Here is a 25003-nt window from a genome sequence, read left to right on the forward strand (position 1 = left end):
GGTCTTGGACGCTTGCACACGAGGGCAAGAAGAATTGCTGCATGATCTACCACACGATGATCGTTTCCTTCGATCGACCGCTGCCGGATTCTGAACTGAATCAGTATCTGTCAGATATCGAACAGGTCATGGTCGACACCGGTTTGGTGCAGTCGTTCGCGGCCCGCCGCCATCTCCCCGTCCCCGGTGAGGAGGCCATTCCGGCGCTGATCGCCACCGCGATCGTGCATATCGGCGTGGCCGATATGGACACGCTGGCGAAGGCGTTCACCGCGCCCGGCCTGCACGAGGCCATCGGCCGGTGGCAGTCGCGGCACCCGTACCGGGTCGCCTGGGCGAACCACGAGGTGCTGGCATGAGCGGCACGGCATTCAACGACGGCGCAGTTCGGAAAGTGGGACTGGTCACCGGCGCCGGCAGCGGGATCGGGCGCGCGGCGGCAATCGAGTTCGCCCGGCAGGGTGCCGCGGTCGCGGTGCTCGATATCGACGTGAGTGCGGCGGACGAGACCGTCGAGATGATCGGTCGAGACGACGGGGAAGCAGTGGCGATCGCCGTCGACATCGCCGACGAAGAATCCGTGCGTGCGGCCGTGGCGCGCGCGGTCGCGGCCTACGGTGGTCTCGACTTCGCCGTGAACAACGCCGGTATGGCATCGCATCACCGGCGGCTCGACCAGATGACGTTGGACCAGTTCGAACGCGTGGTGCACGTCAACCTGGCCGGGACGTTCCTGTGCATGAAATACGAACTGCCCCTGCTGAAATGCGGCGGCGCGATCGTCAATATCGCCTCCAATGGCGGCCTGTACGCGATTCCGACCGCCCCCGCCTACGTGGCCGCCAAGCACGGCATCGTCGGGCTCACCAAGGTCGCCGCGGTCGACTACGCGCCCAACGGCATTCGGGTCAATGCCGTCTGTCCGGGCCCGACCCTCACGCCCGGGTTCGAGAAGGTGGCGGCAGCCGCGCCGGGCATCGACTTGATCGCGATGCAAGCGTCGACCACCCCGCTGGGCCGGCTGGCGACGCCGGAAGAGGCCGCCGCGGCGGCGGTCTGGCTCTGTTCGGACGCCGCGTCCTTCGTCACCGGGATTGCGTTGTCGGTCGACGGTGGGCGGCGAGCATGACGCGGGCCGGAAGCGTCGAGACCCTTCGATGGATCGCGTCGTCGACCGACGATCACCGAGGCTCGGGTCATGCGCCATGGTGAGCCTCGAGCAGCAACTTCGTGGTGAGCTCGATGTGGTCGCGAAGCGCTTCGACAGTGCCCGGTGGAACCGCGAATGTGCTTGGAGCCAGCGTTCATTGATCGCGCCGTTCTCGTCGCTGTATGGCGCGCGGGCCAGATTGTGATGCGCCGCAAGCAGATCGGACTCCCACTCCACCGTCCCGTGCGCCAGAGACTCGCGTACGACGTGCGTTTCGATAACCACGCGAGGCCGGGCGATCACTCCACGAACGGGGGCCGCCGCCTCCGTCGTTCATCAACCCCGAAGACCTTGCCGCGTACATGACCGGTGCGCACACGGAAATCAACTGAGCGCTACCCGATAGAAAGGCAAATGTCTTGGGCCTCATTGCGATAGAAGAAGCCTTCGGCATCCCTGAGCTGATGGGCAGGTACCCGGCACCCCGGACGATCACAGCCGCCGACTGGATCGAGGACTGGGCGAAGCGGCTGTGTGACTACACGACGTACCGACTGCCCGACATGGACGAGCACGGCATCGACATCCAGGTGCTCTCGCTCACCGCTCCCGGTATTCAGGGCGTGACCGACTCCCGGCATGCGATCACGGACGCCCGCATGGCCAATGACCATCTGGCCGAGGTGATCGCCGCCCACCCGACCCGATTCCGTGGCCTGGCCGCGCTGCCGCTACAGGATCCCGAGGCCGCCGTGACCGAACTCCATCGCGCCGTCGGTTCGCTCGGGCTCAGCGGCGCACTGGTCAACGACCACACGCACGGCAGCTATCTCGACGATCCGCGATACGACACGGTGTGGGCGGCTTTCGAGGAACTGGATGTCCCGCTGTATCTGCACCCGGGTGCCCCGCCCGCCGAGCCGTGGGGTGTGCTCGCCGGTCGTCCGGAATTGCAAGGGCCCCTGTGGAGTTGGGGTGCCGAGACGAGCGGGCATGCCCTCCGGATCCTGTTCGGTGGGGTGTTCGATCGCCACCCCCGTGCCAGGGTGATCCTCGGTCACATGGGCGAGTCTCTACCGTTCCAGCTGGCGCGGCTCGACTCGCGCTACGCCCCGCAGGCGGACCGGACGCTTGCCCGGAAGCCCTCGGCGTATTTCGGCAGCAACATTCTGATCACCACCAGCGGCGTCTGTTCACCGGCGGCTCTCGCGGGAGCGGTCCTGTCGATCGGTGCCGACGCCATCATGTTCGCCGTCGACTACCCATTCGAAGACACCGGCGAGGCCGTCCGTTTCCTCGACGAGGCCCCGATCAGCGACACCGACCGCGCGAAGATCGGCCACGGCAACGCCGGGCGAGTACTGCACCTGTCGGCGCGTCACAACCGACCGTGACCCGAACAGCAAAGGAATCGTCCGTGGGCACACCACAATCCAGCGAATCACCAGAGGGGCTGTCGGCCCTGCCGTGGAAAGCCTTGGTGATCGGGCTGGCAGTCATGACGCTCGAAGGCTACGACCTGGTCGCGTTCGGCGCGACGACGCCGCTGTTGCTCCGCTACGAGCGGTGGCATCTGTCGCTGTCGGAAATCGGCATGCTCGGCAGTCTCACACCCGTGGGAATGCTGGTCGGCGCGCTCCTCGTCGGTCAGCTCACCGACCAGTACGGGAGACGACGCATCACATTGGTCAGCCTCGCGGTCGTCTCTCTGGGCATGTTCGGGTGCGTATTCGCTCCCGCCCCAGAGCTTTTCGGCATCGACCGATTCATTGTCGGCCTGGGGGTCGGCGCGGTCTACCCCGCGATGGGACCGCTGATCTTCGAGCTCGCACCCGCGGCGCGAAAGAACCTGAGCGCGGCGATCGTTCAGTGCGGCATCACGATCGGTGGATCGCTGGCGGCTCTGGTGGCCAACGTCTTCCTGCACGGGCACAACTTCAGGCTCGAGTACCTCGCCGGCGGTTGCGTCGGGCTGTTGCTGGTACCGATGGCCTACCACTGGCTACCCGAATCACCGGCATACCTACCTAGCGCGTCCGAAGAGCCGAACGCACTCCGCGACGGTGGAATACGCCTCGTGCTGCGGCCACCGTACCTGGGAACGACAGCACTGTTCTGTGGCATGGTGGCCTGTTCGTTCCTGCTCATCTTCGGGATCAACACCTGGTTACCGCAGTTGATGCAGGCGGCGCACTACCCATTGGGTTCCTCGCTGACCTTCCTCATGCTGCTGAATCTCGGGGCGACCATCGGTGGGCTGGTGATCGCGGTGCTCGCCGACCGCATCGGATCCAACGGGCCGATCATCGCGTGTTTCGTCGTCGCCGCCGTCGCCGTTGCCGGGCTGAGCATCAAGTCCCCGACAGCGATTCTCTACGCGACAGTGATGATCGGTGGCGCTGGCGCGCTCGGTGTGCAAGGGCTCATCAACACCTACATCGCACGCACCTACCCGACGCGCGCCCGGGCCAGCGCCATCGGCGTCGCGTTGGGAATCGGCCGGATCGGCGCCATCGCCGGACCCACACTCGGCGGCTGGATCCTCGCCGCCGACTTCCCGCCGAGATGGAACTTCGTGCTCTTCGCGATACCGGCACTCCTGGGCGCGATCCTCACTCTTGCCAACCGCCCGCGAAAGTCCCTGGCGCACAAGCGTGATGCCCACATGATGCGGCCCGACAAGTCGGCTGAACCAGCACTATGAGAGAGGCCCTCATGCACACATACGACATCGCGGTTGTGGGCTGCGGACCGGTAGGACTGGCTCTCGCCCGGCTGCTGAGCGCGAAGGGGCTGCGGGTCGCCGCGATCGACCCGAACCGGATCGTCCGCCACCATCCGCGCGCCACCCACCTCGACGAGGGAATCGATGCGCACCCTGCGGGCGCTGGGCGCGGCCGATATGGAGCGGCAGTTTCTGCGCCAAGCCGGATGGACACTACAGCGGCCGGGCGGTGCGCCGTTTCTCGAATTCGCCACGCCCAAGGAGGAATCCGACCGGGGCTGGCGCACCGACTACCAGTTTTGTCTGCGGCGCGCGGATAACCTCGGTTGTGGACCCGGGCGATGGTTCTGCTGTCGAGCCGCGGACAGTGATGCGGTTCGCTTGGAAGGCGTCATCGGAACGTCATAATATCGGGGTCGTAATGCGCCGCTCCGTGTTCTCTTTCGAGAATTCATTCAGGAAGCGGTGCTGATCCGGGTTCGCAATTTCTCGGCGAAAGTGCGCGCTGCCTCCAGATCCACTGTATTCGGCCGTCCCTTCCGAACACCGCCGACGATCATCAACGGCAACCAGGTGTCGTATCCGAAACAGGAGAAGGTGTCCACCACCTCGAAGCCCTTTTTCTCGACCAGGTGCGTAAACATGCGCCGGTAGGGCCGGAACGGCGGCTCCGGGAATCCGCTGGTATTGAAAACGAATGCCTTGCGCCGTTGGTTTCCGGGCAGCGACTGAACGAATTGGCGCAGCTCGCGATAGAAGGTCATATTACGTACCCCCGAGCCGAATCCCACAAAATCATACTCTGCCAGTTCGGCCGCACTGATCTCGGCAGGATCGACGACTCGCGCGCCCAGGACCTCACCGATGACGTCGGCAACTTTCCTGGTGTTGCCATGGGACACCGACCTGCACACGATGATCGTTTTCATGCAATCCCCTTGTTACCTCTTGGTTCGGCCTCGGACGGTACACCAAACCTACTGACATTCAAGCAGTTCCGCGGTCAGTGTCGCCATGGCACCACGAGGTGGACATCGGCGGTGACCGGCTCGTCTCGACAGCGATGGACGTCGTTCTCGGTGGTAATCGCCATCTGGGACGGGCGTGCTGGCAAGCTACTGCTAATTCTGTTGTGAGCATTCGGATTCGGCGCTTCCGCCGGTATCGCCGGTCACGGTACGGCAGGGGCGAATTCGACAATGCCCCTGCATGTCGTTGCCACCTGGTCTGGAAATCGTGCGGCTTTGGCAGCCGATTGGAAGGCGCCGCAGCGAAGGTGAAGAAAATGGCTGACCGACGAACTCGAGCGCGAACCCATCACCGCCGATTGCGCGGCCATCATCGATGAGCTGTAGCGATAGCGAACCAACCGATACACGCGTTCGATCACAGGGCGATCCGCGTCAAGGTGTGCAGGGTCCACGCCTCGGGGTCGTTCCACGCTTGGGCCGGTGCCCTGATGACGTGGCGGCGGTCCGTCGACCATCGTCATCTTGCCGCGCTGACACCGGTCTCTCCGAGCCGGTGGCGATGCGGGTGTTGTCGTGCGCGGGTGTCGGTGCGGTTGGGTAGCGTCCCGGGTGTGGAAATTGGGGAACGTATTCAGGAGCTGGCGGGCCGGGTCGTGGAGTTGCGCGATGCCTACTATCGGGGGTCGCCGCTGGTCGCGGACGCGGAGTACGACGTGGTGGAGGATGAGCTGCGGGCGTTGATCGCGGCGCATCCGGAGCTCACGCCCGAACCCAATCCCTTGGATCAGGTGGGGGCACCCGCGATTCTGCATGCGCCGATTCGGCATTCGCGGCCGATGCTCTCGCTGGAGAAGGCGACCAAGCCCGAGCAGGTCGAGGCGTTCTTCAGCCGGTTTCCGGGGCAGTCGGTGGTGGTGATGCCCAAGCTGGACGGGTTGTCGCTGGCGCTGGTGTTCGAGGAGGGCCGACTGGCGCGGGCGGTGACCCGGGGTGACGGCACCACCGGTGATGACGTGACCATGCTGGTGCGGGCGCTCGTGGACGGCATTCCGGAGCGGATCGAGGTGCCGGGGCGGGTGGAGGTGCGCGGCGAGGCGGTGATGCTGCGGTCGACCTTCGTCGCCTACAACACGGCGCATCCGGACAAGCCGCTGATCAATCCCCGCAATGCGGCGGCGGGCACGCTGCGGGCGAAGGATCCGGCCACGGTCGCCGAAAGGCGGTTGCGGTTCTTCGGATTCGATCTGGATATCGCAGCGGGCGAGACCGCGATGGATCTGGAGGAGGGGCTGCTCGCGCTCGGGATCGCGGGAGCGCGGATGCGGCACTGCGCCGATGCCGAGCAGGCACAGGCGGCGATCACGGCGATCGAGCAGGGCCGCAATGATCTCGACTACGACCTGGACGGCGCCGTGCTGCGGCTGGCCGATCGGGAGGCGTACGCCGCGGCGGGGACGCGCTCGAACTCCCCGCGCGGCGCGCTGGCCTACAAGTTCGCCGCCGAGGAGAAGACCACGCTGCTGCGCGAGGTGATCTGGGATGTCGGCAAAACCGGCAAGATCGTCCCGGTCGCCTGGCTGGAGCCGGTCTTCGTGGGCGGCACCACCGTCACCAAGGCCACGCTCGCCAATCAGGAGGTGATCCGCGCCCGCGATATCAAGGTCGGCGATACCGTGCTGGTGCGCCGCGCGGGCGATGTGATCCCGTTCGTGGCGGGCGTTCTCGACGCCTCCAAGCGCACGGGCCAGGAGATCGAGATCCTCGCGCCGACGGTCTGCCCGTCCTGCGGACAGCCGGTCACCGAACAGGGCAACAGCCGAGAACTGTTCTGCACCAACGTGTCCTGCCCCGCGCAGACGGTACGCAGGCTCATCCACTGGGCCTCGCGCGCGGCCGCGGACATCGATGCCATCGGCGGGGTGTGGATCGAGCGCCTGGCCGAGGCGGGCATCCTGGAGAGCCCGTCCGACTTCTACGCCCTGACCAAGGAACAACTGCTCGAATTCGATCGGGTCGGTGAGGTCTCGGCCGGGCGCATGATCGAATCGATCGATGCCAGCCGTCAGGTCGGCCTGCGCCGCGCGCTCATCGGCCTGGCCATTCCGATGGCCTCCGACGGCACCGCAGCCCGTCTGGCCCGCGCCGGTTTCGGCTCGCTCGAGGAGGTCGCCGACGCGGGCGAGGAACGCCTGCTGGCGGTGGAGGATATCGGTCCGAAGGTCGCCGCCTCCCTGGTCGCTCATCTCACCCGGCTGCGCCCGGAGCTCGAGAAGTTGCGCGCGGCAGGGGTTTCCCTGGATGTGCGCGCGGAGGACCTGCCCCCGGTGATCGCCGCAGGGGCGCCGCTGGCGGGTAAGACGGTGGTCATCACCGGTGCGATCAGTGATCCGCGCTCCGGCGAAAAGGTCGCTCGCCCAACGTTTCAGCGCCTCTGCGAACAGGCGGGCGCGACGGCGGCCTCCTCGGTCTCGGCCAATACCGACATGCTCATCACCGGCGCGGGCGTCGGCGACAGCAAGCTGGCCAAGGCCGAGAAGCTCGGCGTCGAGGTCGTCGATCAGGGCGAGATCTGGAATTTGCTGATCGAAGCCAAGGTCGTCTAGCGGCTCGGCTCGCATCGTCGGCAGACCCGGCGTGGGGCGGGAGGTGTAGCGGCAGTGGATCGCTCACCTATTGGGCGAGGGGTGACGTATCGCTCGCAGTCGGACGACGTACCAATACGCGAGTGGTGCCGCCGTCCTCTTCTTCGATATCTCGGACGCGCTCGAAACCGATGCGGTCCAGCAGGGTCAGTGACGCCTTGTTCGGTGCGGCCACGGTGGCATACACCTCGGTCAGTCCCAGCGCGTCGAAGCCATAGGCGACGATTGCCTCGGCCAGTTCGGTTCCCAGACCGACCCCCCAGGCCGTCGGCACCAGAGCGTAGATGATCTCGTGGCCTCCGACGGCGTCGGTCGGCTTGATCTCGGCATGCCCGACCAGGAGTCCGTCGCGACGAACTGCCCAGACATCGAACAGGTCCCGGGCATAGACGTTCGTGAAGATCCGCCCGAACAGGGCCCGGTCCGCAGCTTCGGAAGCGGGCCCGTCGCCCATCCACCGCGTCACCCTGGTGTCCTGGAACAGCGCAACGAAGTCTTCTTCGTCCTCGGGAACGTACGGCTCCAGGAGCAACCGCTCGGTGCGCAGAGTCGGGGTCACGGACGGCGACGCTACCCAAGCAACGTTCACGTCGGCAAACCATTTTCACCTGCGCGGACATCGCGCAGAGGGTGAGAACCCTCGGGCGGCAAAGGATCTTGCCTACAACAGACTCTGCTCGGTGAGATGCGCCAGGCAGGTGTCGACCGCATCGGCGGCGGAGCCGGGCAGATCGCCCGCCGCCCAGCGCTCGATGGCAAGGCGCACAGCGGTATTCGCCATGGCGGCCACGATCGCCACCTCCAGATCGTCGGGGGAGCGGCCGGTGCGGGCCGCGATAATGGGGATGAGCTGGATTTCGCAGTCCTGCTGCACCCGCAGCCAGGTCGCGCGCAGGGCGGGGAGTTCGGTCGCGGCATGCAACAGCGGTCGCAGTAGCGTCTCGGCGATTCCCTCCTCGGCGAGCGCCGCGGCCGTGGCGGTGCGATAGGAACGCCCGATCGCCTCGCGCAGCGGCAATTCCGGCGGGCACGCGGCGAGTTCATCGGCCCAGGCCCGCGCACCGATCGACAGCAGCGGCGCGACCACGTCCTCCTTTCCGGGAAAGTACCGGTAGAAGGTGCGCAGCCCCATGCCCGCCGCGGCCGCGATGTCCTCGACAGTCGTTGCGGTGTAACCATTCTCGGCGAACAGATGCGCCGCGACCATGGCCACTTCGCGGCGGGTGGCCGCGCGTCTGGTCTCGCTGAGCGCCGGACGGCCCGGGGTGGGGGTGGTACGGATTCGCTCGCCGGTCACAGCCGCACTCTACCCACTCAGGAAACACTTAATGGCGCGCCGTGTCATTTATGGCATATCGTGTCAGAAACGATCCCATTGATCAGGAGAGCTCCATGAACCGTCTCGAACAGCGCCGCATTCTGGTAACCGGCGCGGGCTCGGGTATCGGCCAGGCCACCGTGCTGCGCCTGCTGTCCGAGGGCGCGGCCGTCGTCGGCGCGGATGTGAACGCCGAAGGACTCGCGCTCACCCGCAAGCACGCCGCCGAAGCGGGCGCCGATACCCGCCTGACCACCCTGGAAATGAATATCGGCCACGAGGCCGAGGTCATCGCGGGCGTCAAGAGCGCAGTCGAAACCCTCGGCGGGCTGGACGGACTGGTCAACGCCGCGGGCATCCTGCGCGCCGCGCACACCCACGAGACCTCCCTGGATCTGTGGAATCAGATCATCAATATCAACCTCACCGGCACCTTCCTGGTGACCCGCGAGGCGCTGCCCGCCCTGCTGGCGAACCCGAGCAGCAATGTCGTGAACTTCAGCTCCACCTCCGCGAACTTCGCGCATCCCTATATGGCCGCCTACTCCGCGAGCAAGGGCGGCATCCAATCCTTCACCCATACCCTGGCCCTGGAATACGGCAAGCGGGGCTTGCGCGCGGTGAGCGTCGCGCCCGGCGGCATCAAGTCCGGTATCACCGACGCCACCCCCGGCTACCTGCCGCAGGACTCCGACTGGTCGTTCCTGGGCCGCCTGATCGCCATTGTGCCGCAGGACAATCCGGCGGAGTTGGCGAGTCCGGAGAATGTCGCGGGCGTCATCGCCATGCTCATCTCCGATGACGGCCGCTTCATCAGCGGTACCGAAATCCGCATCGACGGCGCCGCCCACACCTGATTCGCGCTGACCGCTTGACCGTTTCGTGTCGCCCAATAGTATTGGCGCTGTTGGTTTTTGCAGGTCACCACGGGTGTGCAGGGTCACGGCGGAGGATATGATCGAATTCAGGTTGCTGGGCTCCGTCGAATTGGTGGTGGACGGGCGGACGGTGGATCTGGGGCCGTCCAAACAGCGCGGGATCGTTGCCGCGCTGCTCGCCGAACCGGAACAGTCCATCTCGACCGATACGCTGGTGGCGGGTGTGGGACGCGCCGCCGGAGACCATCCGAAATTCGGTCTACACCTATATGACCAGGCTGCGCCGCATTCTGCGCACGGCCACCGCGCATACCGGTGCACCGCCCGAGATTCGCCGCATACACGGCAGCTACCGGATCGAGGTTCCGCGCGGCACGGTCGATCTCTCGGTCTTCCGGGATCTGGTCGAGCGCGCCCGCGCCCTGTCGCCCGATGATCCGGCCCGTGCCGAAACCCTGAGCCGGGCGCTGAGCCTGTGGCGCGGTGAACCGCTGGCCGGGCTGGACAGCGATTGGGTCCGGCGGTTCCGGGACAGCCTGCGCCAGCTCCGGCACGAGGCCATCGCCGAATGGGCCGATGCCGAACTGCGGCGCGGCAATCCGAAACCGGTGGCGGCCGATCTGCGCAAGGCACTGCTGGAACATCCGCTGGCCGAGGATCTGCACGAGCGCCTGCTGCGCGCCTACCACCTGGACAATCGGGATGCGGAGGCGCTCGCGCACTACGACCGGCTGCGCCGCACCCTCGCCACCGAACTCGGCGTGGATCCCGGTCCGCGCCTGCGCGAACTGCACGCCCAACTGCTCGCGAGCGAGTCCGCACCGGAAACCGTTGCGGCGGAGCAGGTATCGGCGGCCTCGGCGGTCGAACCGGACCCGATTCCGGGCGCATCGGATCCACCGGGGGAGCAGCCGGTCGCCGAGTCGCCGGACCCGCGAGGTTTCCGCGGTCGGGCGGGCGAGATCGAGCGCCTGCGGCAGGCGCTCACCGAGGGTTCCGGGGTGCGCCCCGTGCTGATCACCGGCAGTCCGGGAATCGGTAAGTCCGCCTTGGCCGTTCGCGTGGCCGGGAGTGTGTCCGAGCACTTCCCCGATGGTGTGCTCCGGGTCGAATTGCACGGCTCGGCCCCGACACCCGCCGAACCCTTCGCGGTCCTCGGACATCTGCTTTCGGCCCTCGGTGTGCCCGCCGCCCTGCACCCGCGCGACCTGCCCGGCCGCGCGGCGCGCTACCGGGCCGAACTCGCTGATCGGCGCGTGCTGATCGTGCTCGACGACGCAGCCTCGCAGGCCCAGCTGGCTCCGCTGCTCACCGTCGGCGCGAATTGCGCGGTCTTGATTACCAGCCGTATCTCCCTGGACGACAAGGGAATTCGCAAGATCGTACTGCGCGAGCTGGCCATGTCCGAGAGTATGGAGATGCTCAGCGCCCTGCTCGGCGCGGAGCGGGTGCGCGCCGAGGAGTGGGCGACCACCGCGCTGGTGCGCTGCTGCTCCGGTATCCCACTGGCCCTGCACGCGGTCGGATCCCGGTTGGCCGCCCGCCCGCACTGGACCATTACCCAGCAACTCGGCCGAATGTCCGAGGAGCAGCGCCGCCTAGCGGAATTCGCCTATGGCACAGTGGATATCCGCGATGGCGTGGCAATGATGGTGGGCCGCCTGAGCCCCGCCGCCACCCGGGTCCTGCGTCATCTCGGCGCGACCCTGTCACCGCGCGAACACTTCACCACCGTCGCGGTCAGCGGCGTGGCGGACCCGGCGGCGGCACTGGCCGAACTGCACGATGCGCATCTGGTGACGCTCATCGAACAGGACGGCGGCTCGCCGCGGTACGTCATGCTCGAAATCCACCGTCTCTTCGCCAAACACCTCATGCCCAGCACTACCCGCGCGGCCCTGCCCGCGTGATTCCGGCGCTCCGAGACGGGCGCGGTGTACCCGCCCGGCGGAGTGCGGACGCGCTCTCGCCGCTCAGGTGGCCGCGTCGATGCGGCCGAGATCGATGGCGGTGCGCAGGGCGGTGTGGTCCGCGGCGGTTTGATCCGCGTAGGCGAGGGCGAAATCTGCTATGGCGCGGTCGAATACGTCATTGCTGCCGAGGTAAGCGGCGATGGCGACGCGATCGCCGGAGCGGGCGTGGCCGCGGGCCAGGGTGCGGCCGCACAGGTTGGCGTATTTGCGTAGCTGTTCCGGGTTCATATCGTCGATGGTGATGGTGCCCTTCATATCTCGCAGTTGCCGCCAGTAGTAGAAGCGGCCGTCGGGGCCGGTGGCCCAGCCCAGGAAGATGTCACCGGCAGCCTGGGTGAGGCGTTGACCGTGCACCACGCGGTGGCCCTGATGCCGGAATACGCTGGCGTGCAGGTGATCCGCGAGCACCGAGGTCTCGGCCTGCTTCACCTGGAGGAAGAGTGGATCGGCATGGGCGCGGCCGGTGAGCAGGGCGATGAAGCAGCGGGTGCCGACGCTGCCGACGCCGACCACCTTCATGGCCATATCCCGCAGCTGGTAGCGGTCTAGCAGTACGCGGCGCTCCTCGGGCAGGCTGGCGCGATAGTCGGTGAGCACCGAATCCAGGTCCGCCTCTTCGATTTTCGATATGGGCAGCACCAGCGGGGGATCGGGTTTGATGCGCGGGACACCGTCCGGGCCGGGTTCGGTGAGTTTGTCCAGGGCGTGCAGGCTGGTGCGGGATTTGGCCTTGTTGATGGCCTTCTCGACGGGCTTGCGGTCCTGTGGGCGCAGCACCGCCGCGGCCTCCTCGGCATTGACCATCTCGTACCAGACCTCGGTCTCGCCCAGAGTCGCCAGGTGCGCCATGGCCTCTCGATACGCGGTCGCCGATTCCCGGGCCGCGGCGCCGGCCTCGGCATCGTCGCAGCCATTGGCGCGGGCGGCGACGGCGACGCTGGCGGCGAGCCGCTTCACATCCCATTCGAACGGACCGGGCAGGGTCTCGTCGAAATCGTTGAGATCGAAGACGAGCGCCCGCTCGGGTGAGGCGAACAGCCCGAAATTCGACAGGTGCGCATCCCCGCAGAGTTGTACGGTCAGCCCGGTATCGGGTCCGGCGGCGAGATCGGCCGCCATGATGGCGGGTGCGCCGCGATAGAACGGGAACTGCCCGGCGGCCATGCGCGCGTACCGGATTCGCACCAGCTCCGGCACCCGGGTGGCGGCCTGCCGCTCCAGAATGTCGATGGGATCGGCCCGATCGGGCCCCGGCTCCCACACCCCGAGCGCGGTGCGCGTCACCTGTTTACGGGCGGCCCGCCCCGCCTCGGCGGTCGAGGTCTCGGCACTGTCCGCGCGCTCGGAAGTCGACATGCAGGGACTCTAGTGCGCACACGGCGTCCGTGGGCATATCGAATTGTCGGTGTCGCAGGCTAGGTTCGCGGTTATGACCGATCGCGCGACCTTCGACCCGCTGGTGTTCTTCGAATACGATCGCAAGCCGGGCAACTACTGCCTCATGCTCTCGGACCATCGCATGGTCGAGGTGCGGGAGCTGTTCACCGCGGCCGGATACGAGGGCGGTGGCTACGGCTGGGCCGGTGTCGCGCGGTCCGCGGTGGCATTGCGCGCCCCCGAGTTGGACGGCAAATTCGGTCTGGATCCGGAGGCTGGAACTTTTGTCGCGTACGGGGAAGATGCGCAGGCACTGCGGCGGTTGGGCCTATTGCTCCAGGAGGCTTTCCGGGAGCGGACGGTGCTCGCGGAATTCCTCGCGGGTGGCGACCCGGAATGGTTCGACTGACAGGGTGTGACGGTATGTGGACGGGTGGTGCGCGATGAGTAAGCGCGGTTGGGTGCTGTTTCTCGCGATGGGCGTGATCTGGGGCATCCCGTACGCCATGATCCGGGTCGCGGTGGGCGATTTCGATCCGGTGGTGGTGGCTTTCGGGCGCACCGCCCTGGGTGCGCTGGTCCTGCTGCCGATTGCCCTGTACACCAAGGTTTTCCTGCCCGCGCTACGGCAGTGGAAATGGGTGCTGGTTTACACGGTCGTGGAGATCACCGGTCCCTGGTTGTTGATCGGCACCGCCGAGACCACCCTGACCAGTTCCACCGTCGGGCTGCTGCTGGCGGCCGTGCCGCTGATCGCCGTGGTCGTGGTGACCAGGCTCGGCCATGAGCGGTTGGACGCGCGCCGCATCACCGGTCTGATGATCGGCCTGGCCGGTGTGGCGGCCCTGGTCGGGCTGGATATCGATGTCTCGGATCTGGGCGCGCTGGCCGCCATCGCGGTGAGCGCGGTGGGCTACGCCTTCGGCCCGATCATCATCGATCGCAAACTCACCGAGCTACCGCCGATCGGCGTGGTCACCGCCTCGCTGGTCTTCGCCGCGGTCCTATATCTGCCATTCGCGGTGTGGCGCAGGCCGTCCCATTTCCCGGCCGATGCCACCTGGTCGGTGGTCGGTCTGGGGCTGGTGTGCACGGCATTGGCCTTCGTGGTCTTCTTCGCGCTGATCGGTGAGGTCGGTCCGGCTCGGGCCACCGTCATCACCTACATCAATCCGGCGGTCGCCCTGCTCATCGGCGTCACCATGCTGGGCGAACCGCTGACCGCCGGTATGGCCATCGGTTTCCCGCTCGTCATTCTGGGTTCGATTCTGGGTACCGCCCGTTCGCGCGCCGTGCCGGCCGAACCCGCGCCCGCCTAGGGTCTGTCTCGAAGTGGTGAGGGTGGGCCAGCGGCTCGCCTGAACCGACTTCGTGCCGCGGGCTCAGGTGGTCCGGTCGATCGCGGCGGCCTTGCGCTGTCCGCGGCGGCGCACCAGTCGCACCGCCGCCCATACCAGCGCGAGTACCGCCAGCGCCGCGAGCACCGGCACCAGAATCGCCAGGAACACCAGCGCCACACTCGCAATGTCCTCGAGGGTGGACAGCACCGGAGCCGCCACCCCCGCCGTGGCCACATTGGCCACCGGTCGCACCGTCGACTTGGTGAGCGAAACCGCCAGTGCGGTAATCACTCCGATGACGACCGGCACCCACTGCCCGGACTGCGCGAACGCGCCGGGATCGGCCACCGCCGAGGTCTGCGCCGCGGTGCCGGAACCGAAGACGATGCCGCCCGCGGTCGGCCGCACCGCCGTTTGCACGATGTCGTTGACGCTGTCCAGCGCGGGAACCTTATCGGCGACGACCTCGATCAGCAGCAGTACCGCCACGATCGCCATCACCCAGCCGTTGCCGAGCCAGGCCCAGCCGTGCGGCAGGGTCACCAGATCGGTGAACCGGGAGAGCAGGCCCAGCGCCAGCAGCGGGATATAGGCGTTGAGACCCGCCGCGGTCGCGAGTCCGAACCCGGTCAGCAGTTCCATAGCTGCATTATCGGTCCGAGGGCGGGGGTGATTCGTCCGGGCTCGCCGGAACTCGCCGGTGGGCCTTGGCGATTCGGCGAGTACCGGTATCCGCCCGTCTTGTCGATGGCCAGATCCCAGGCATGCGGTACCGCACCTTGTTTGGCGGGCGGCAGCGGTGAGCACAGCGAGCGCCGCAGCTTCGGCCCGTCGGCGGTCAGGTACACGCTGAAGAGCGCGATGGTGACCATCTTGGCGAACCCGCCGAGCACCGTATTCGACAGTCCCCACACAGTGTTCGCCGCGCGTTCGGCATAGGCGCCGATGACGTCGGAGTCCTTGACGAGTCGGTCCCTGAGTTGATGCACGGTGAAATCCTGGTGAAAGGTGTGATTGACCCAGAGCGCCAATTCGTCCGGTACGCGCGGTAATTCGTCCAGGACGCCGCCGACCGTCTCCACCATGAGAACGCCGAGGGTCACCAGGAAGCCGATGGTGCAGGCGAAGACGATGACGAATATCGCCGCCGTGGCGAGTCCGCGATTGATCCCGCGCGCGGCCATGGCATCGACCGCGGGTTCCATTGCCAGCGAGATGAAGAAGGGGCCACCGTCATGATGACGGCAATGCCGATCAGCTCGTGGGAGGCCCAGTTGACCAGCTCGAACAGGGCGAAGGCGAGCACCATGGCGCGGGGGAGCCAGGCGGGCATGTGACTGCCCGGGGGTGGGGTTTCGACGGACGCGGAGTGGCCGGTCACCCCGCCAGTCTCGGGCACTCCGAGGGCTTTTCCGGGTTCGACCCACCGGCGTCCACCCAATGCTGCGACTTCGCAGATGAACACGACTGGTCGGTTGGTTATTTTCTGATGACATGACCGAGAGGCATTCGGGCGGAATGCTTTTGCCGCGATATTGTGCAGTTGTGCGGGCGGGCGGACAAGATATGCGAGTGCGGACGAAATTCTCCATCGAGCTCATGGCGCTGACCGATGAGCTGGCGAATATGGCTCGGCTGACTCACGAGTCGGCCGAGCGCGCCTGTGTGGCGCTGATGGGCAGTGACCTCACCGCCGCCTACGAGGTCTTCGCGCTCGAGGAGCAGGTGCAGATCGAACACGCCAAGTGTGAGGACCGGTCGGTACTGCTACTGGCTCTGGAAGCCCCGGTGGCCCGGGATCTACGCCATGTGGTGACCGCCATGCAGATAGCCGACGATCTCCTCGGCATCGCCGGTGCGCTCAGCCGGGTCGCCGATGTGGTGGTGCGCCGCTATCCGGAACCGGTTGCGGTACAACCCATCGCCGAGATGCTGACGGAGATGTCCACGGCGGTAACCGATCTGGTGGGCACCGTGGTGAGAGTCATCGCCGCGCAGAATCCGCCGCGCGATCAGGTGCTGGTGCCACGCGATGACGCCCTGGACCGGCTGCGCGCGCAGGCCGCCGAGGCCGCCGCCGATGCGGGCTGGCCGCACGGTTCGGCCATGGCCATCGATATCGCCATGATGGCGCATCACTTCGGGCACTGTGTGGATCACTCGGTGCGCATCGGCCAGCTCATTCGCTTCTTCCACAGCGGAATTCCGCTGTACGCACAAGTGGAGGCATAACCACCTCATAGCGGGGGTGACCGGTCAGGGGCCGGATCGGTAGGGGTACGCTGCCCGAATTGCTTCATGGCGAGGTCTTTTCGAGTAGCACCGCACTTTTACGGACACCCGAAATCCGACAAGGGCCCCAAACATGACGAATACCATCACCAAGCCGCGGGTTATCCCGGCGGCTGCGGAATCCGGTGCGAGAGAGGAACTCTCACACCGGCAGATTATGACCATTTTGTCCGGTCTACTGCTGGGCGTCTTTCTTGCCGCCCTCGATCAGAACATCGTCAGCGTGGCGATCGTGCGCATCGCCAACAGCCTGCACGGCTTCGATCAGCAGGCCTGGGCCACCACCGCCTACCTCATCACCGCCACCATCAGCACCCCGCTGTACGGCAAGCTCGCCGATATCTACGGCCGAAAACCCTGCTACCTCATCGCCATCGGAGTCTTCGTGATCGGCTCGGTGGCCTGCACCTTCGCCACCACCATGTATCAGCTCGCGGGCTTCCGCGCCCTGCAGGGGGTGGGCGCGGGCGGGCTCATGTCACTGGCCTTCACCATTATCGGCGATATCGTCCCGGCCCGCGAAAGGGTGCGCTACCAGGGCTATTTCATGATGGTCTTCGGTATCGCCACGGTGCTGGGCCCGGTACTGGGCGGCTTCTTCTCCAATGCCGATCACCTGCTCGGCCTGGAGGGCTGGCGGTGGGTCTTCCTGGTCAACGTCCCCATCGGCGTACTCGCCATGCTGGTGGTGGCCAAGGTCCTGGATGTGCCCTTCCCGCGACAGCGCATTCGCACCGATTGGCTGGGCGCGATCACGCTGACCGCCGCGACCGTGCCGCTGCTCATCATCGCCCAGCAGGGCCGGGATTGGGGCTGGCGCTCGGATCGCGCACTGCTCTGCTACGGCATTGCCGCGGCCGGATTCGTGCTCTTCCTGATCGTCGAATTCCTGATGAGGGACGCCGCGCTGATTCCTTTGCGACTCTTCCGAAGTGGCACCTTCAGCATTGCCATCATCGGCGGATTCATTGTGGGCGTTGCCATGTTCGGCGCGATCGTGCTGGTGCCGCTGTATTTCCAAGTGGTGCGCGGCTATTCGCCGACCCGTGCCGGATTGTTCATGCTCCCGCTGGTGGTCGGTATTATGATCGGTGCGCAATTGGCCGGACTGGTCACCAAATTCACCGGCCGCTACAAGGCGCTGCCCGTGCTGGGCTCACTCGTCATCGCGGTCGGCTCGGTGCTCTTCGCCCGGGTGCACTACGACACGGCACTGTGGTTGCCACTGCTGTACTGCGGGATCATCGGCTTCGGTCTCGGCGGGTGTATGCAGACCCTCGTCATCGCCGCGCAGAACGCCGGTCCGCGCGCGGATATGGGCGTTTCGACCGCCTCGGCCACGTTCTTCCGCCAGATGGGCGGCACGCTGGGGGTGGCCATCTTCCTGACCATCCTGTTCAACCTGCTGCCCAAGCGGATCCTGCACGCGTTCGGTGGCGAACTGCCGCCCGGTTTCGATGCCGAGCAGTTGGGTCGAATCCAGAGCAATACCACCGGGATCGCCGCACTCCCCGATGAGCTGCGGGTACCCATCCTGATGGGCTTCACCGACTCCATGGCGGGCGTCTTCTATGTCGCCGCGGCGGTCGCGGCGCTGGCCGCCTTCGTTCTGGTTTTCATGAAAGAGATTCCGCTGCAGGACAGCCCGGTTCCGGCGGTGGCGGCGGAGGTTGCGGAGATGGCCGCCGAACCCGAACCGGCGCTCCCGATCGAGCCCGAGGCGGAGCCGGAGCCTGAGGCGGAGCCGGAGCCCGAGGCGAGGGCCGAACTCGAAGGCGAGCCCGCGCCGGCGGACGAGCTCCGGATCGTGACTCCGGCGGGCCTGATCATCTCCGGTTGTGTACACCGCGAGGACGGCAATGCCGTCTCCGATGCCGTGCTGACGTTGATCGACCAACGCGGGCACCAGGTTTCGCGCGCGGTGGGCGATCCCGACGGTGTGTACGCCATCGGCGCTCCGCGCCCGGGCGGCTACGTGCTGATCGTCTCGGCGCACGGTTATCAGCCCGCCGCGGTGACTATCACGGTCGGCCGCCGCCCGCATCAACTCGATATCGCCCTCATCGGTTCGGGCGAGGTCTCGGGCACGGTGCGCACGGCCGGTCGCGGTGCGCCGCTGGCGGATGTCGCCGTCACCCTCACCGACTCCTACGGTGATGTCGTGGCCTCCGCGATCACCACCTCCGAGGGCGCGTACGTCTGCCGCGGAGTGCTGGCGGGAACGTACACGCTGGTCGCGGTGGCAGACCAGATGCGCCCCGCCGCAAGCACTCTCACCGTTCCCGACACCGGAATGCTGCGCCACGACGTGGAAGTGCTGCCCCGCGCCGTACTGGCGGGCTCGGCGAGCACCGATGCCGGACTCGCCGTCCCCGACGCGCAGATCACCGTCCTGGACGAGGCGGGCGACCTGATCGCGGTCACCCGCACCGACGACACCGGCCACTACGTGGTCCCGAACCTGGCAGACGGCCGCTACACCGTCATGGCCCGCGGCTACCCCCCGGTCTTCAGCCGCGTCACGGTCGTCGACGGCGAAGTCGCCCACGACGTCCTCCTGGGCTACGAACGCGACCGCGTCGATTCCGTTGCCGCATCCGGCGATTGGATGTGACGGGTATCGGCGGCGCGGCGGAGCGGCCCGCCGTATAACGCGACCGTGGGTCTCGCGGTACCGTTCCACGCCAACCGGTACCGCCACCGCCGCCGCCACCTGATTTCGTGTCACCTTCGCGACACGCCCTACGTGTCATGTGACGACACGCGGCCCAGGTCGCGGTAATCTCTGCGCGCGGCTAATTAGCGGCAACGGAGTTGCGGGGGCGGCCGGGATTTGGCCCGGCTGAGATTTTGCATGGAAGTGCGCGGTGGAAAGGGAGATTCATGATCGCCCCCTACCTGAGGCTCGTCGGTGTTCTGGGTGGATGCGCGGCTGTGCTGGCGGGATGTGCCCGGGCGGGTACGCCGACCGCGGCGGTGGACGGCTCCGACATCGCCGATTCGGCGCACACCAGAGCGGAGATGCAGCGCAGTGCGTTCGTCACCGGCTGCGGGGGCACCCCGGCGGGCTGGCAGGCCACCGCGGTGGTCAGTAACCGGGACGCGGTCGAGCATCGGTACCTGGTGGTGATCAGCTTCCTGACCGCGGAGTCGACCGTCCTGGACCGGACCAGCACCGAGGTGACCGTGGCGCCGGGCGCGACCCAGGATTTCACCACCGAGACCCCGCTCGATCCGGTCACCCGGCCTGAGAGCGTGCGCTGCGTGCTGCGCGGTATCGAACAACTGTGAGCCGCACTGTGAAACAGTGTCGTGCCGCACATGCGCGGGTGTCCCGGGCTCGGAAAGTTGCGCGTGTCCGGCGTTGTGCGCCTACGATCGGACCGCCGGCCATGCTCGGTGGGCCGCACGAGTCGGAATTGCCCATAGTTCACTGACCAGTGCGTCGGTGGCGGGACGAATTCTCCGGATATGGATTTGTCGGTGCCATGGGGCATGCTCTGTGCACGCTGATGTCCAACCGTCCGCCCGGAGAGTCCCATGTCGTCCCGTAGCACCAAGCCACTGCCCTTGTCGGAGACAGAGATTCGGCAGATTGCCGAGCAGATCGATGCAGGCCGTCCGCCGATGGTGTGGTTCACGGCGGCAGCGGTCGGTGTACCGGAAGGCCGTTCCGGCAAGGTGATCTCACTCGGTGATCCGTCCGAGGGGGATTTCCTGCAGGTCAAGCCGACCGGTTCCAAAGATGTGCTTTCGTTCGGCCCCACCGAGGTGACCCTGACCAAACCGGCCCGGCAGCAGCCCGCCGCCGGTGCGAAACAGAAAACGGCAACCAGGAAGGACCCCAACGTGACGATGCCGTCGCCCGCGACCATTGCCGCAACCCCGCCGACCGCTCCCAGCACGCCGCCTGTCCCGAAACCCGAAACCGCGCCCGACACTGCCGATTCCAGCGCGCCGGCGGCGCAGCCGGAGGCCGCCAAGGCCGCCGCCAAACCCGCCACCGCACGTCCGGCCCGCAACGCGGCCGCGGCCAAGAAGCCCAAGGAGCCCGAGGTCGTGGTGACGCTCAGCGGCACCGCCGACGGCGAATGGACCCTGGACGTGGTCAATGGCAAGAAGCGCACCATCAAGGGTCTGTCCGTACCCGGCTCGGCCGTCTCGCAGGCGGCCAAACTATTGCACCCCGAGGTCGCCGAGGTGGTCGACGGTGTGCTCGAGGCGGTGCGGCTGACCCAGCGTGCCAAGGTCGAGCAATTGCAGGCCGAACTCGAGAATGCCCGTCGACTCCTCGACGAACTGGCCGGTTAACCCTCGGCCGCAGGAGGTTCCGGCGCCGGGGCAGTGGGAACATTGCCCGGCCGGAATCCCAGCGCCCGCATGAGATTGTCCAGCCCGGCCGCGAGGCCCGGGCCCATGCGACCGATCCGGTCGCCCCAACCCGCCGAGCCGCTGTTCGGCGCGCCCGAACCGGTGTACGGCCAATACGGGTTGGAACTGCCTGTGCCCGAACCGCTTCCGGCCGAGCCGGACAACGCCGCAGAGGCCGAGCCCGGATCCGCCGAGAGCGAGGCCGATCCGGAGCCGATGGCGATATCCCCCGCCGCGGGTGCGGTCGCGGCATTCTCGGCGGCGGCCGGTACCGGTTGCAACTGCAGGGGTGTCGCGTTCGCGAACCCCGCCGCGCCGAGTGTGAGTGCGGCCGAACAGGTCACCGTCGCGGTGACGAGTCGATACCGATGTGCGGAAAGCTTCATTGAAATACCCGAATATCCGTGCGGTGACAGCGATTACGATGTCAGACCGCGGACTCCCGGCGCCACGTGCGCGGACCGGACTCCGGGTGACCGTGCCTGAGATCAGCATGGAAAACGTACCCCAGCGAATATTCTTTCGCATGGTACATAGCCGAATCAGCCTCGCGCAGAAGCTCATACACCGTGGTATCGGACCCGCGCGGACCACTGCAGGCAATTCCGATACTGGCCGCGATGCGCACCTCGGCGGCGCTGAGTTCGAACGGTTCGCCGAGGGTGGCCAGTAGTCGCTCGGCGAGCAGCAGCGCCTGCTGACGGCCGAGCGGGGCGAGCACCACGAATTCGTCACCGCCATAACGCGCGGCCGCGTCATCGCGCCGAATTATGCGCCGAATACGCGCCGCCGCATTGGCGATCAACTCATCGCCGACCGCATGCCCCCAATTGTCATTGACCCGTTTGAATCCGTCGAGATCGATGAAGAGCAGTGCCAGCGGCTGATCACCCCAGCGGTCCCGATTACGATGCAGCGCCCGCAGCAGGGCGGCGCGGTTCAGGAGGCCGGTGAGCATATCGTGGTCCGCCTGGTACTGCGCGCGCCGTTCGCTGCGGGCGCTGCGTTCGATGGCGCGTTCGCTGCGTAGCAGCACGCCCGCGAGTAGTAGGGCGAAGAGCGAGGAGACCACCACGCGGTCCATGAGATCCAGGCTGGAGCCGACCACCGGCACCAGTGCGGCCACGATCATCACGATGGCGATGATGCTGGCGCGCTGCCGGGAGCGGTGCGCGTGGATATCGCGCGGCCCGCCGAGCACCACCATGGTGGGGTGCAGCGCCGCGGCGCCGATCAACGTGTACGCCAATTGCAGTGGCATGAGCAGGATCTGGCGACCCAGATCGGCCGATCCGGCGGTCTCCAGGTTGTAGCCGAGATCCCCCGCCAGAATGACCAGCATGGCCAGATACACCAGGCGCAGTGACGTTTCCGAGCGCGGGGAGGTCACCACCGAATGCGCCACCACGGTGAGCAGCAGCGCGTCGATCACCGGATAGGTGATCGCGGTGGCGGTGGTGAAATTGAAGCCGTGCGCGCGATGCAGAATGGGTGAGATCAGGAAGGTCCAGGAGAGCAGGGCCGCACCGAGTCCGATCAGACCGGAGTCCAGCAGCAGATCATGATCGGTGCTGTTCTGTCGCGGCCGCAGCCAGAGCACGGCGGCCGCGCCGATACAGCAGTAACCGCTGAGGGTGAACAGATCGTCGAAGGGATGCCGATGCCAGTCGGTGACCTCGCGCAGGGTGGTGCCGATGGTGAACTGCACCGCCGAAGCCGAGAGCAGATACCAGGGCAGTGGGGAGCGCGGCCGGAAACGGTGCACGCCCGCGCCGATCATCACCAGTGCGATGCCGACCGAGGCGTAGAGGGTGATCAGCGCCATCAGGCGGTTCTCGACCACCAGGGGCAGCGCCAGGATCAGCACCCCGCAGCTGGACAGCAGTGAACGCCAACAGACTCGTAACCGTCGACCGGGACGACCGGCCGGTTGTTCGTCTGTTCCCACCAGCCCCCCTTGTCCGCTCCGTCCCCAGTGCATCCGCTTCTTCGAGACCGTGCCAATCGGTCTGTAATCGCCTGTGTCACCGTGGATCACGATCGAATCCACCGGCCCCGAACACGGCGATCACGAACCGAGTGTTGTACGAGCATAGGTCCCCGCCGACGGCGGCAGTATCCACGGGGGAGAGGCGCTGCCGTCGAGATCCGGGCAACCGAATCGATCATGGCACGAAATGTCGCATCGCGTACGGGAGTCCGATGAACCCGCAGGATCGCGGGGCGCTTGACTCACTATGCTCCCTGCTGATCGAACCCGACGTACCGCACGACTCTCCGGAGGGGAGCTGAAGTGGCCGGATCCCTCGAGAAATCCAAGGCCGGGCGCTGGCTCGCTCCCGGACGGGTCAATCTCATCGGTGAGCACACCGATTACAACGACGGTTTCGTGCTGCCACTCGCGCTGCCGATGGGGGTGACCTGCACCGCGGCCGTGCGCCCGGACGGCACGGTGCGGCTGCGCTCGCGCCAGGCCCCCCGCGATGGGGTCGAGATCGCGCTCTGCGCGCTGGCCGCCGCCGGCTGGTCCGAATTGCCCGCTTGGGCGCACTATCCGCTCGGCGTGATCAGCGAATTCGTGCGCCGCGGCCACGAGTTGCCCGGTGTGGAACTGGAATTGGACGGCGACCTGCCCATGGGCGCGGGGCTCTCCTCCTCGGCGGCGCTGTCCTGCGCGGTGGCCATCGCACTGCGGGATCTGTTCGCGCCCAGCGTCTCCGCCGCCGAGATCATCGATATGGCGCGCACCGCCGAGAACGTCTACGTGGGCGTGCCCACCGGAATCCTGGATCAATCCGCGGCCATGTTGTGCACCGCCGGACATGTGCTGTTCCTGGATGTGCGTACCCGGGCGTACGAGCAGATCCCCTTCGACCTGAAGCGTTTCGGATTGAGTCTGCTGGTCTTCGACACCGGCAGCTCGCATCGGTTGGTGGATGGTGAGTACGCCCGGCGGCGCGCCGAATGTGCCACCGCCGCCGTGGAACTCGGCGTGCCCTTCCTGCGCGACGCCACCGCGGGACAGGTGGGCAGGCTCGCCGATCCGGTGCTGCGGCGGCGCGCCCGGCATGTGGTGTCGGAGAACGCCCGGGTGCTGCGGGTAGCCGAGAAATTGCGTGGCGGCGGTGATCCGCGTCAGATCGGTCCGGAGCTGTCCGCCGGGCACGCCTCGCTGCGCGACGATTTCGAGGTCTCCGCACCGCAGTTGGATACCGCGGTGGCGGCCGCGCTGGTCGCCGGGGCGTACGGCGCGCGCATGGTCGGCGGCGGCTTCGGCGGCAGCATGATCGCGCTGGTGGATTCCGGGCGCGCCGACGGTGTGGTCCGCACGGTGCGAGATGCCTTCGCACGCAGGCGTTTCGCCGTGCCGCGGAGCTTCGCGGTGACGCCCGCGGCGGGAGCGCGCCGGATCGAATAGCGCACGCTCGCGGCGGTCCGGGATTAGCCTGAATACCGGACAGATCAAACTCGCAGACCAGGAACGAGCGAGCCCATGGAGAGCCTGTACGCATTCGCAGGAGGCGATGAGGCCCTGCACCGCCTCGAGGAGATCTTCTACGACAAGGCGCTGGCGGACCCCGTGCTGAGTCAGGTCTTCCCCGAACGCCGGCCCACCCACGTCGACCATCTGACCTGGTTCACCGCCGAATCCTTCGGTGGCCCAGGACGTTTCAGTCGCGAACTGGGTTTCGCGTACCTCATCGACCAGCATCGCGGTCTGAGGATCACCGACGAACAGCGGCAGCTCTTCGTCGAGGCGTATCTGGAAGCCCTGGACGAAGCGGGCATGCCGACGGATGAGAAGTTCCGCGAAGCCGTGCGCCGGCATGTGGAGTTCGGCTCCCAGGTCGCACAGCAGAACTCGCATGCGGAAACTGATGAGCAACTCCATCCACTACGTGAGGTCCCGCACTGGACCTGGTAATCAACGAACACGTGTGGTCGACGGGCCGCGCCTCCCGGGCG

At 66.8% G+C, this 25003-nt stretch carries 26 protein-coding genes and 1 pseudogene; 18 read left to right on the top strand and 9 right to left on the bottom strand.

Features of this window, described 5'->3' with window-relative positions:
• The first annotated feature begins 41 nt into the window (after positions 1–41).
• From NA10_RS09585 to NA10_RS38560, 7 genes and pseudogenes are all read left to right on the top strand, one after another.
• Positions 42–359, top strand: coding sequence for a hypothetical protein (locus tag NA10_RS09585; protein WP_067566236.1), 318 nt, complete (start codon positions 42–44; stop codon positions 357–359).
• Positions 356–1129 (top strand): SDR family NAD(P)-dependent oxidoreductase, encoded by a 774-nt coding sequence (locus tag NA10_RS09590; RefSeq protein WP_067566238.1) that lies wholly within the window; start codon positions 356–358, stop codon positions 1127–1129. Before NA10_RS09585 ends, NA10_RS09590 begins: the two co-directional genes overlap by 4 nt.
• A gap of 76 nt (positions 1130–1205) precedes the next feature.
• Complete coding sequence (locus tag NA10_RS36570; protein ID WP_157556299.1) at positions 1206–1355, top strand: hypothetical protein; 150 nt, start codon at positions 1206–1208, stop codon at positions 1353–1355.
• A gap of 214 nt (positions 1356–1569) precedes the next feature.
• The gene (locus NA10_RS09595) at positions 1570–2544 is read left to right on the top strand and encodes an amidohydrolase family protein (RefSeq protein WP_157556301.1); all 975 of its coding nucleotides are present in this window, start codon (positions 1570–1572) and stop codon (positions 2542–2544) included.
• A gap of 23 nt (positions 2545–2567) precedes the next feature.
• Entirely contained in the window at positions 2568–3854 is a 1287-nt protein-coding gene (locus NA10_RS09600) for an MFS transporter (RefSeq protein WP_218021489.1), read from the top strand.
• An 11-nt stretch (positions 3855–3865) separates the two neighbouring features.
• A pseudogene (locus NA10_RS39460) lies at positions 3866–4003 on the top strand (FAD-dependent monooxygenase); the annotation flags it as partial.
• Between the two features lie 16 nt (positions 4004–4019).
• Positions 4020–4283 (top strand): hypothetical protein, encoded by a 264-nt coding sequence (locus NA10_RS38560; RefSeq protein WP_067566244.1) that lies wholly within the window; start codon positions 4020–4022, stop codon positions 4281–4283.
• A 47-nt stretch (positions 4284–4330) separates the two neighbouring features.
• Here the strand turns inward: NA10_RS38560 and NA10_RS09610 are convergent, their stop codons facing one another.
• Positions 4331–4804: a flavodoxin family protein gene (locus NA10_RS09610; protein ID WP_067566247.1), complete on the bottom strand. Its 474-nt coding sequence runs from the start codon at positions 4802–4804 to the stop codon at positions 4331–4333.
• Positions 4805–5046: 242 nt separating this feature from the next.
• Positions 5047–5265, bottom strand: coding sequence for a hypothetical protein (locus NA10_RS36580; protein ID WP_157556305.1), 219 nt, complete (start codon positions 5263–5265; stop codon positions 5047–5049).
• Positions 5266–5457: 192 nt separating this feature from the next.
• Between NA10_RS36580 and ligA the strand changes: the two genes are divergently transcribed.
• A complete protein-coding gene (gene ligA, locus NA10_RS09615; RefSeq protein WP_067566251.1) occupies positions 5458–7449 on the top strand; it encodes an NAD-dependent DNA ligase LigA in 1992 nt (663 codons plus the stop codon).
• 67 nt (positions 7450–7516) lie between these two features.
• Here the strand turns inward: ligA and NA10_RS09620 are convergent, their stop codons facing one another.
• Positions 7517–8047, bottom strand: coding sequence for a GNAT family N-acetyltransferase (locus NA10_RS09620; RefSeq protein WP_067566254.1), 531 nt, complete (start codon positions 8045–8047; stop codon positions 7517–7519).
• Positions 8048–8149: 102 nt separating this feature from the next.
• Positions 8150–8785, bottom strand: a complete 636-nt coding sequence (locus tag NA10_RS09625) for a TetR family transcriptional regulator (RefSeq protein ID WP_067566257.1) — start codon at positions 8783–8785, stop codon at positions 8150–8152.
• A gap of 95 nt (positions 8786–8880) precedes the next feature.
• Here NA10_RS09625 and NA10_RS09630 point away from each other — a divergent pair, with 95 nt between their 5' ends.
• Complete coding sequence (locus tag NA10_RS09630; RefSeq protein ID WP_067566259.1) at positions 8881–9663, top strand: SDR family NAD(P)-dependent oxidoreductase; 783 nt, start codon at positions 8881–8883, stop codon at positions 9661–9663.
• A gap of 242 nt (positions 9664–9905) precedes the next feature.
• Positions 9906–11594 (top strand): AfsR/SARP family transcriptional regulator, encoded by a 1689-nt coding sequence (locus NA10_RS09635; RefSeq protein WP_067566262.1) that lies wholly within the window; start codon positions 9906–9908, stop codon positions 11592–11594.
• Positions 11595–11657: 63 nt separating this feature from the next.
• Here the strand turns inward: NA10_RS09635 and NA10_RS09640 are convergent, their stop codons facing one another.
• On the bottom strand, positions 11658–13013 hold the full coding sequence (locus NA10_RS09640; RefSeq protein WP_067566265.1) for a DUF2252 domain-containing protein: 1356 nt from the start codon (positions 13011–13013) through the stop codon (positions 11658–11660).
• Between the two features lie 73 nt (positions 13014–13086).
• Here NA10_RS09640 and NA10_RS09645 point away from each other — a divergent pair, with 73 nt between their 5' ends.
• Both NA10_RS09645 and NA10_RS09650 read left to right on the top strand, forming a co-directional pair.
• The gene (locus NA10_RS09645; protein WP_067566266.1) at positions 13087–13443 is read left to right on the top strand and encodes an Imm51 family immunity protein; all 357 of its coding nucleotides are present in this window, start codon (positions 13087–13089) and stop codon (positions 13441–13443) included.
• Positions 13444–13477: 34 nt separating this feature from the next.
• A complete protein-coding gene (locus NA10_RS09650) occupies positions 13478–14353 on the top strand; it encodes a DMT family transporter (RefSeq protein ID WP_067566532.1) in 876 nt (291 codons plus the stop codon).
• A 63-nt stretch (positions 14354–14416) separates the two neighbouring features.
• On the opposite strand, the gene NA10_RS09655 is transcribed toward NA10_RS09650, so the two are convergent.
• Both NA10_RS09655 and NA10_RS37500 read right to left on the bottom strand, forming a co-directional pair.
• Positions 14417–15016: a DUF4126 domain-containing protein gene (locus NA10_RS09655; RefSeq protein WP_067566267.1), complete on the bottom strand. Its 600-nt coding sequence runs from the start codon at positions 15014–15016 to the stop codon at positions 14417–14419.
• Positions 15004–15579 carry an AI-2E family transporter gene (locus NA10_RS37500; protein ID WP_067566268.1) on the bottom strand — a complete coding sequence of 192 codons (576 nt, stop codon included), beginning with the start codon at positions 15577–15579 and terminating at the stop codon, positions 15004–15006. The genes NA10_RS09655 and NA10_RS37500 overlap by 13 nt, the downstream gene beginning before the upstream one ends.
• A 367-nt stretch (positions 15580–15946) precedes the next feature.
• Between NA10_RS37500 and NA10_RS09665 the strand changes: the two genes are divergently transcribed.
• The 4 genes from NA10_RS09665 to NA10_RS09680 all read left to right on the top strand — a co-directional run bounded on the left by NA10_RS09665 (position 15947) and on the right by NA10_RS09680 (position 20977).
• The gene (locus NA10_RS09665; protein ID WP_067566535.1) at positions 15947–16606 is read left to right on the top strand and encodes a phosphate signaling complex PhoU family protein; all 660 of its coding nucleotides are present in this window, start codon (positions 15947–15949) and stop codon (positions 16604–16606) included.
• 133 nt (positions 16607–16739) lie between these two features.
• On the top strand, positions 16740–19280 hold the full coding sequence (locus tag NA10_RS09670; protein ID WP_067566269.1) for an MFS transporter: 2541 nt from the start codon (positions 16740–16742) through the stop codon (positions 19278–19280).
• Between the two features lie 269 nt (positions 19281–19549).
• Positions 19550–19957, top strand: a complete 408-nt coding sequence (locus NA10_RS09675; RefSeq protein WP_067566270.1) for a hypothetical protein — start codon at positions 19550–19552, stop codon at positions 19955–19957.
• Between the two features lie 249 nt (positions 19958–20206).
• A complete protein-coding gene (locus NA10_RS09680) occupies positions 20207–20977 on the top strand; it encodes a DUF6319 family protein (RefSeq protein ID WP_067566271.1) in 771 nt (256 codons plus the stop codon).
• On the opposite strand, the gene NA10_RS09685 is transcribed toward NA10_RS09680, so the two are convergent.
• Both NA10_RS09685 and NA10_RS09690 read right to left on the bottom strand, forming a co-directional pair.
• Positions 20974–21423, bottom strand: coding sequence for a hypothetical protein (locus tag NA10_RS09685; RefSeq protein ID WP_067566272.1), 450 nt, complete (start codon positions 21421–21423; stop codon positions 20974–20976). The genes NA10_RS09680 and NA10_RS09685 overlap by 4 nt on opposite strands.
• Before the next feature lie 41 nt (positions 21424–21464).
• Positions 21465–22985, bottom strand: a complete 1521-nt coding sequence (locus NA10_RS09690; protein WP_245677117.1) for a GGDEF domain-containing protein — start codon at positions 22983–22985, stop codon at positions 21465–21467.
• Between the two features lie 345 nt (positions 22986–23330).
• Between NA10_RS09690 and galK the strand changes: the two genes are divergently transcribed.
• Positions 23331–24455: a galactokinase gene (galK, locus tag NA10_RS09695; RefSeq protein WP_067566273.1), complete on the top strand. Its 1125-nt coding sequence runs from the start codon at positions 23331–23333 to the stop codon at positions 24453–24455.
• Between the two features lie 75 nt (positions 24456–24530).
• Positions 24531–24962 (top strand): group II truncated hemoglobin, encoded by a 432-nt coding sequence (locus NA10_RS09700; RefSeq protein ID WP_067566274.1) that lies wholly within the window; start codon positions 24531–24533, stop codon positions 24960–24962.
• Positions 24963–25003 lie beyond the last annotated feature (41 nt).

The sequence above is a fragment of the Nocardia acidivorans NBRC 108247 genome (assembly GCF_001625085.1).
GTDB lineage: Bacteria > Actinomycetota > Actinomycetes > Mycobacteriales > Mycobacteriaceae > Nocardia > Nocardia acidivorans.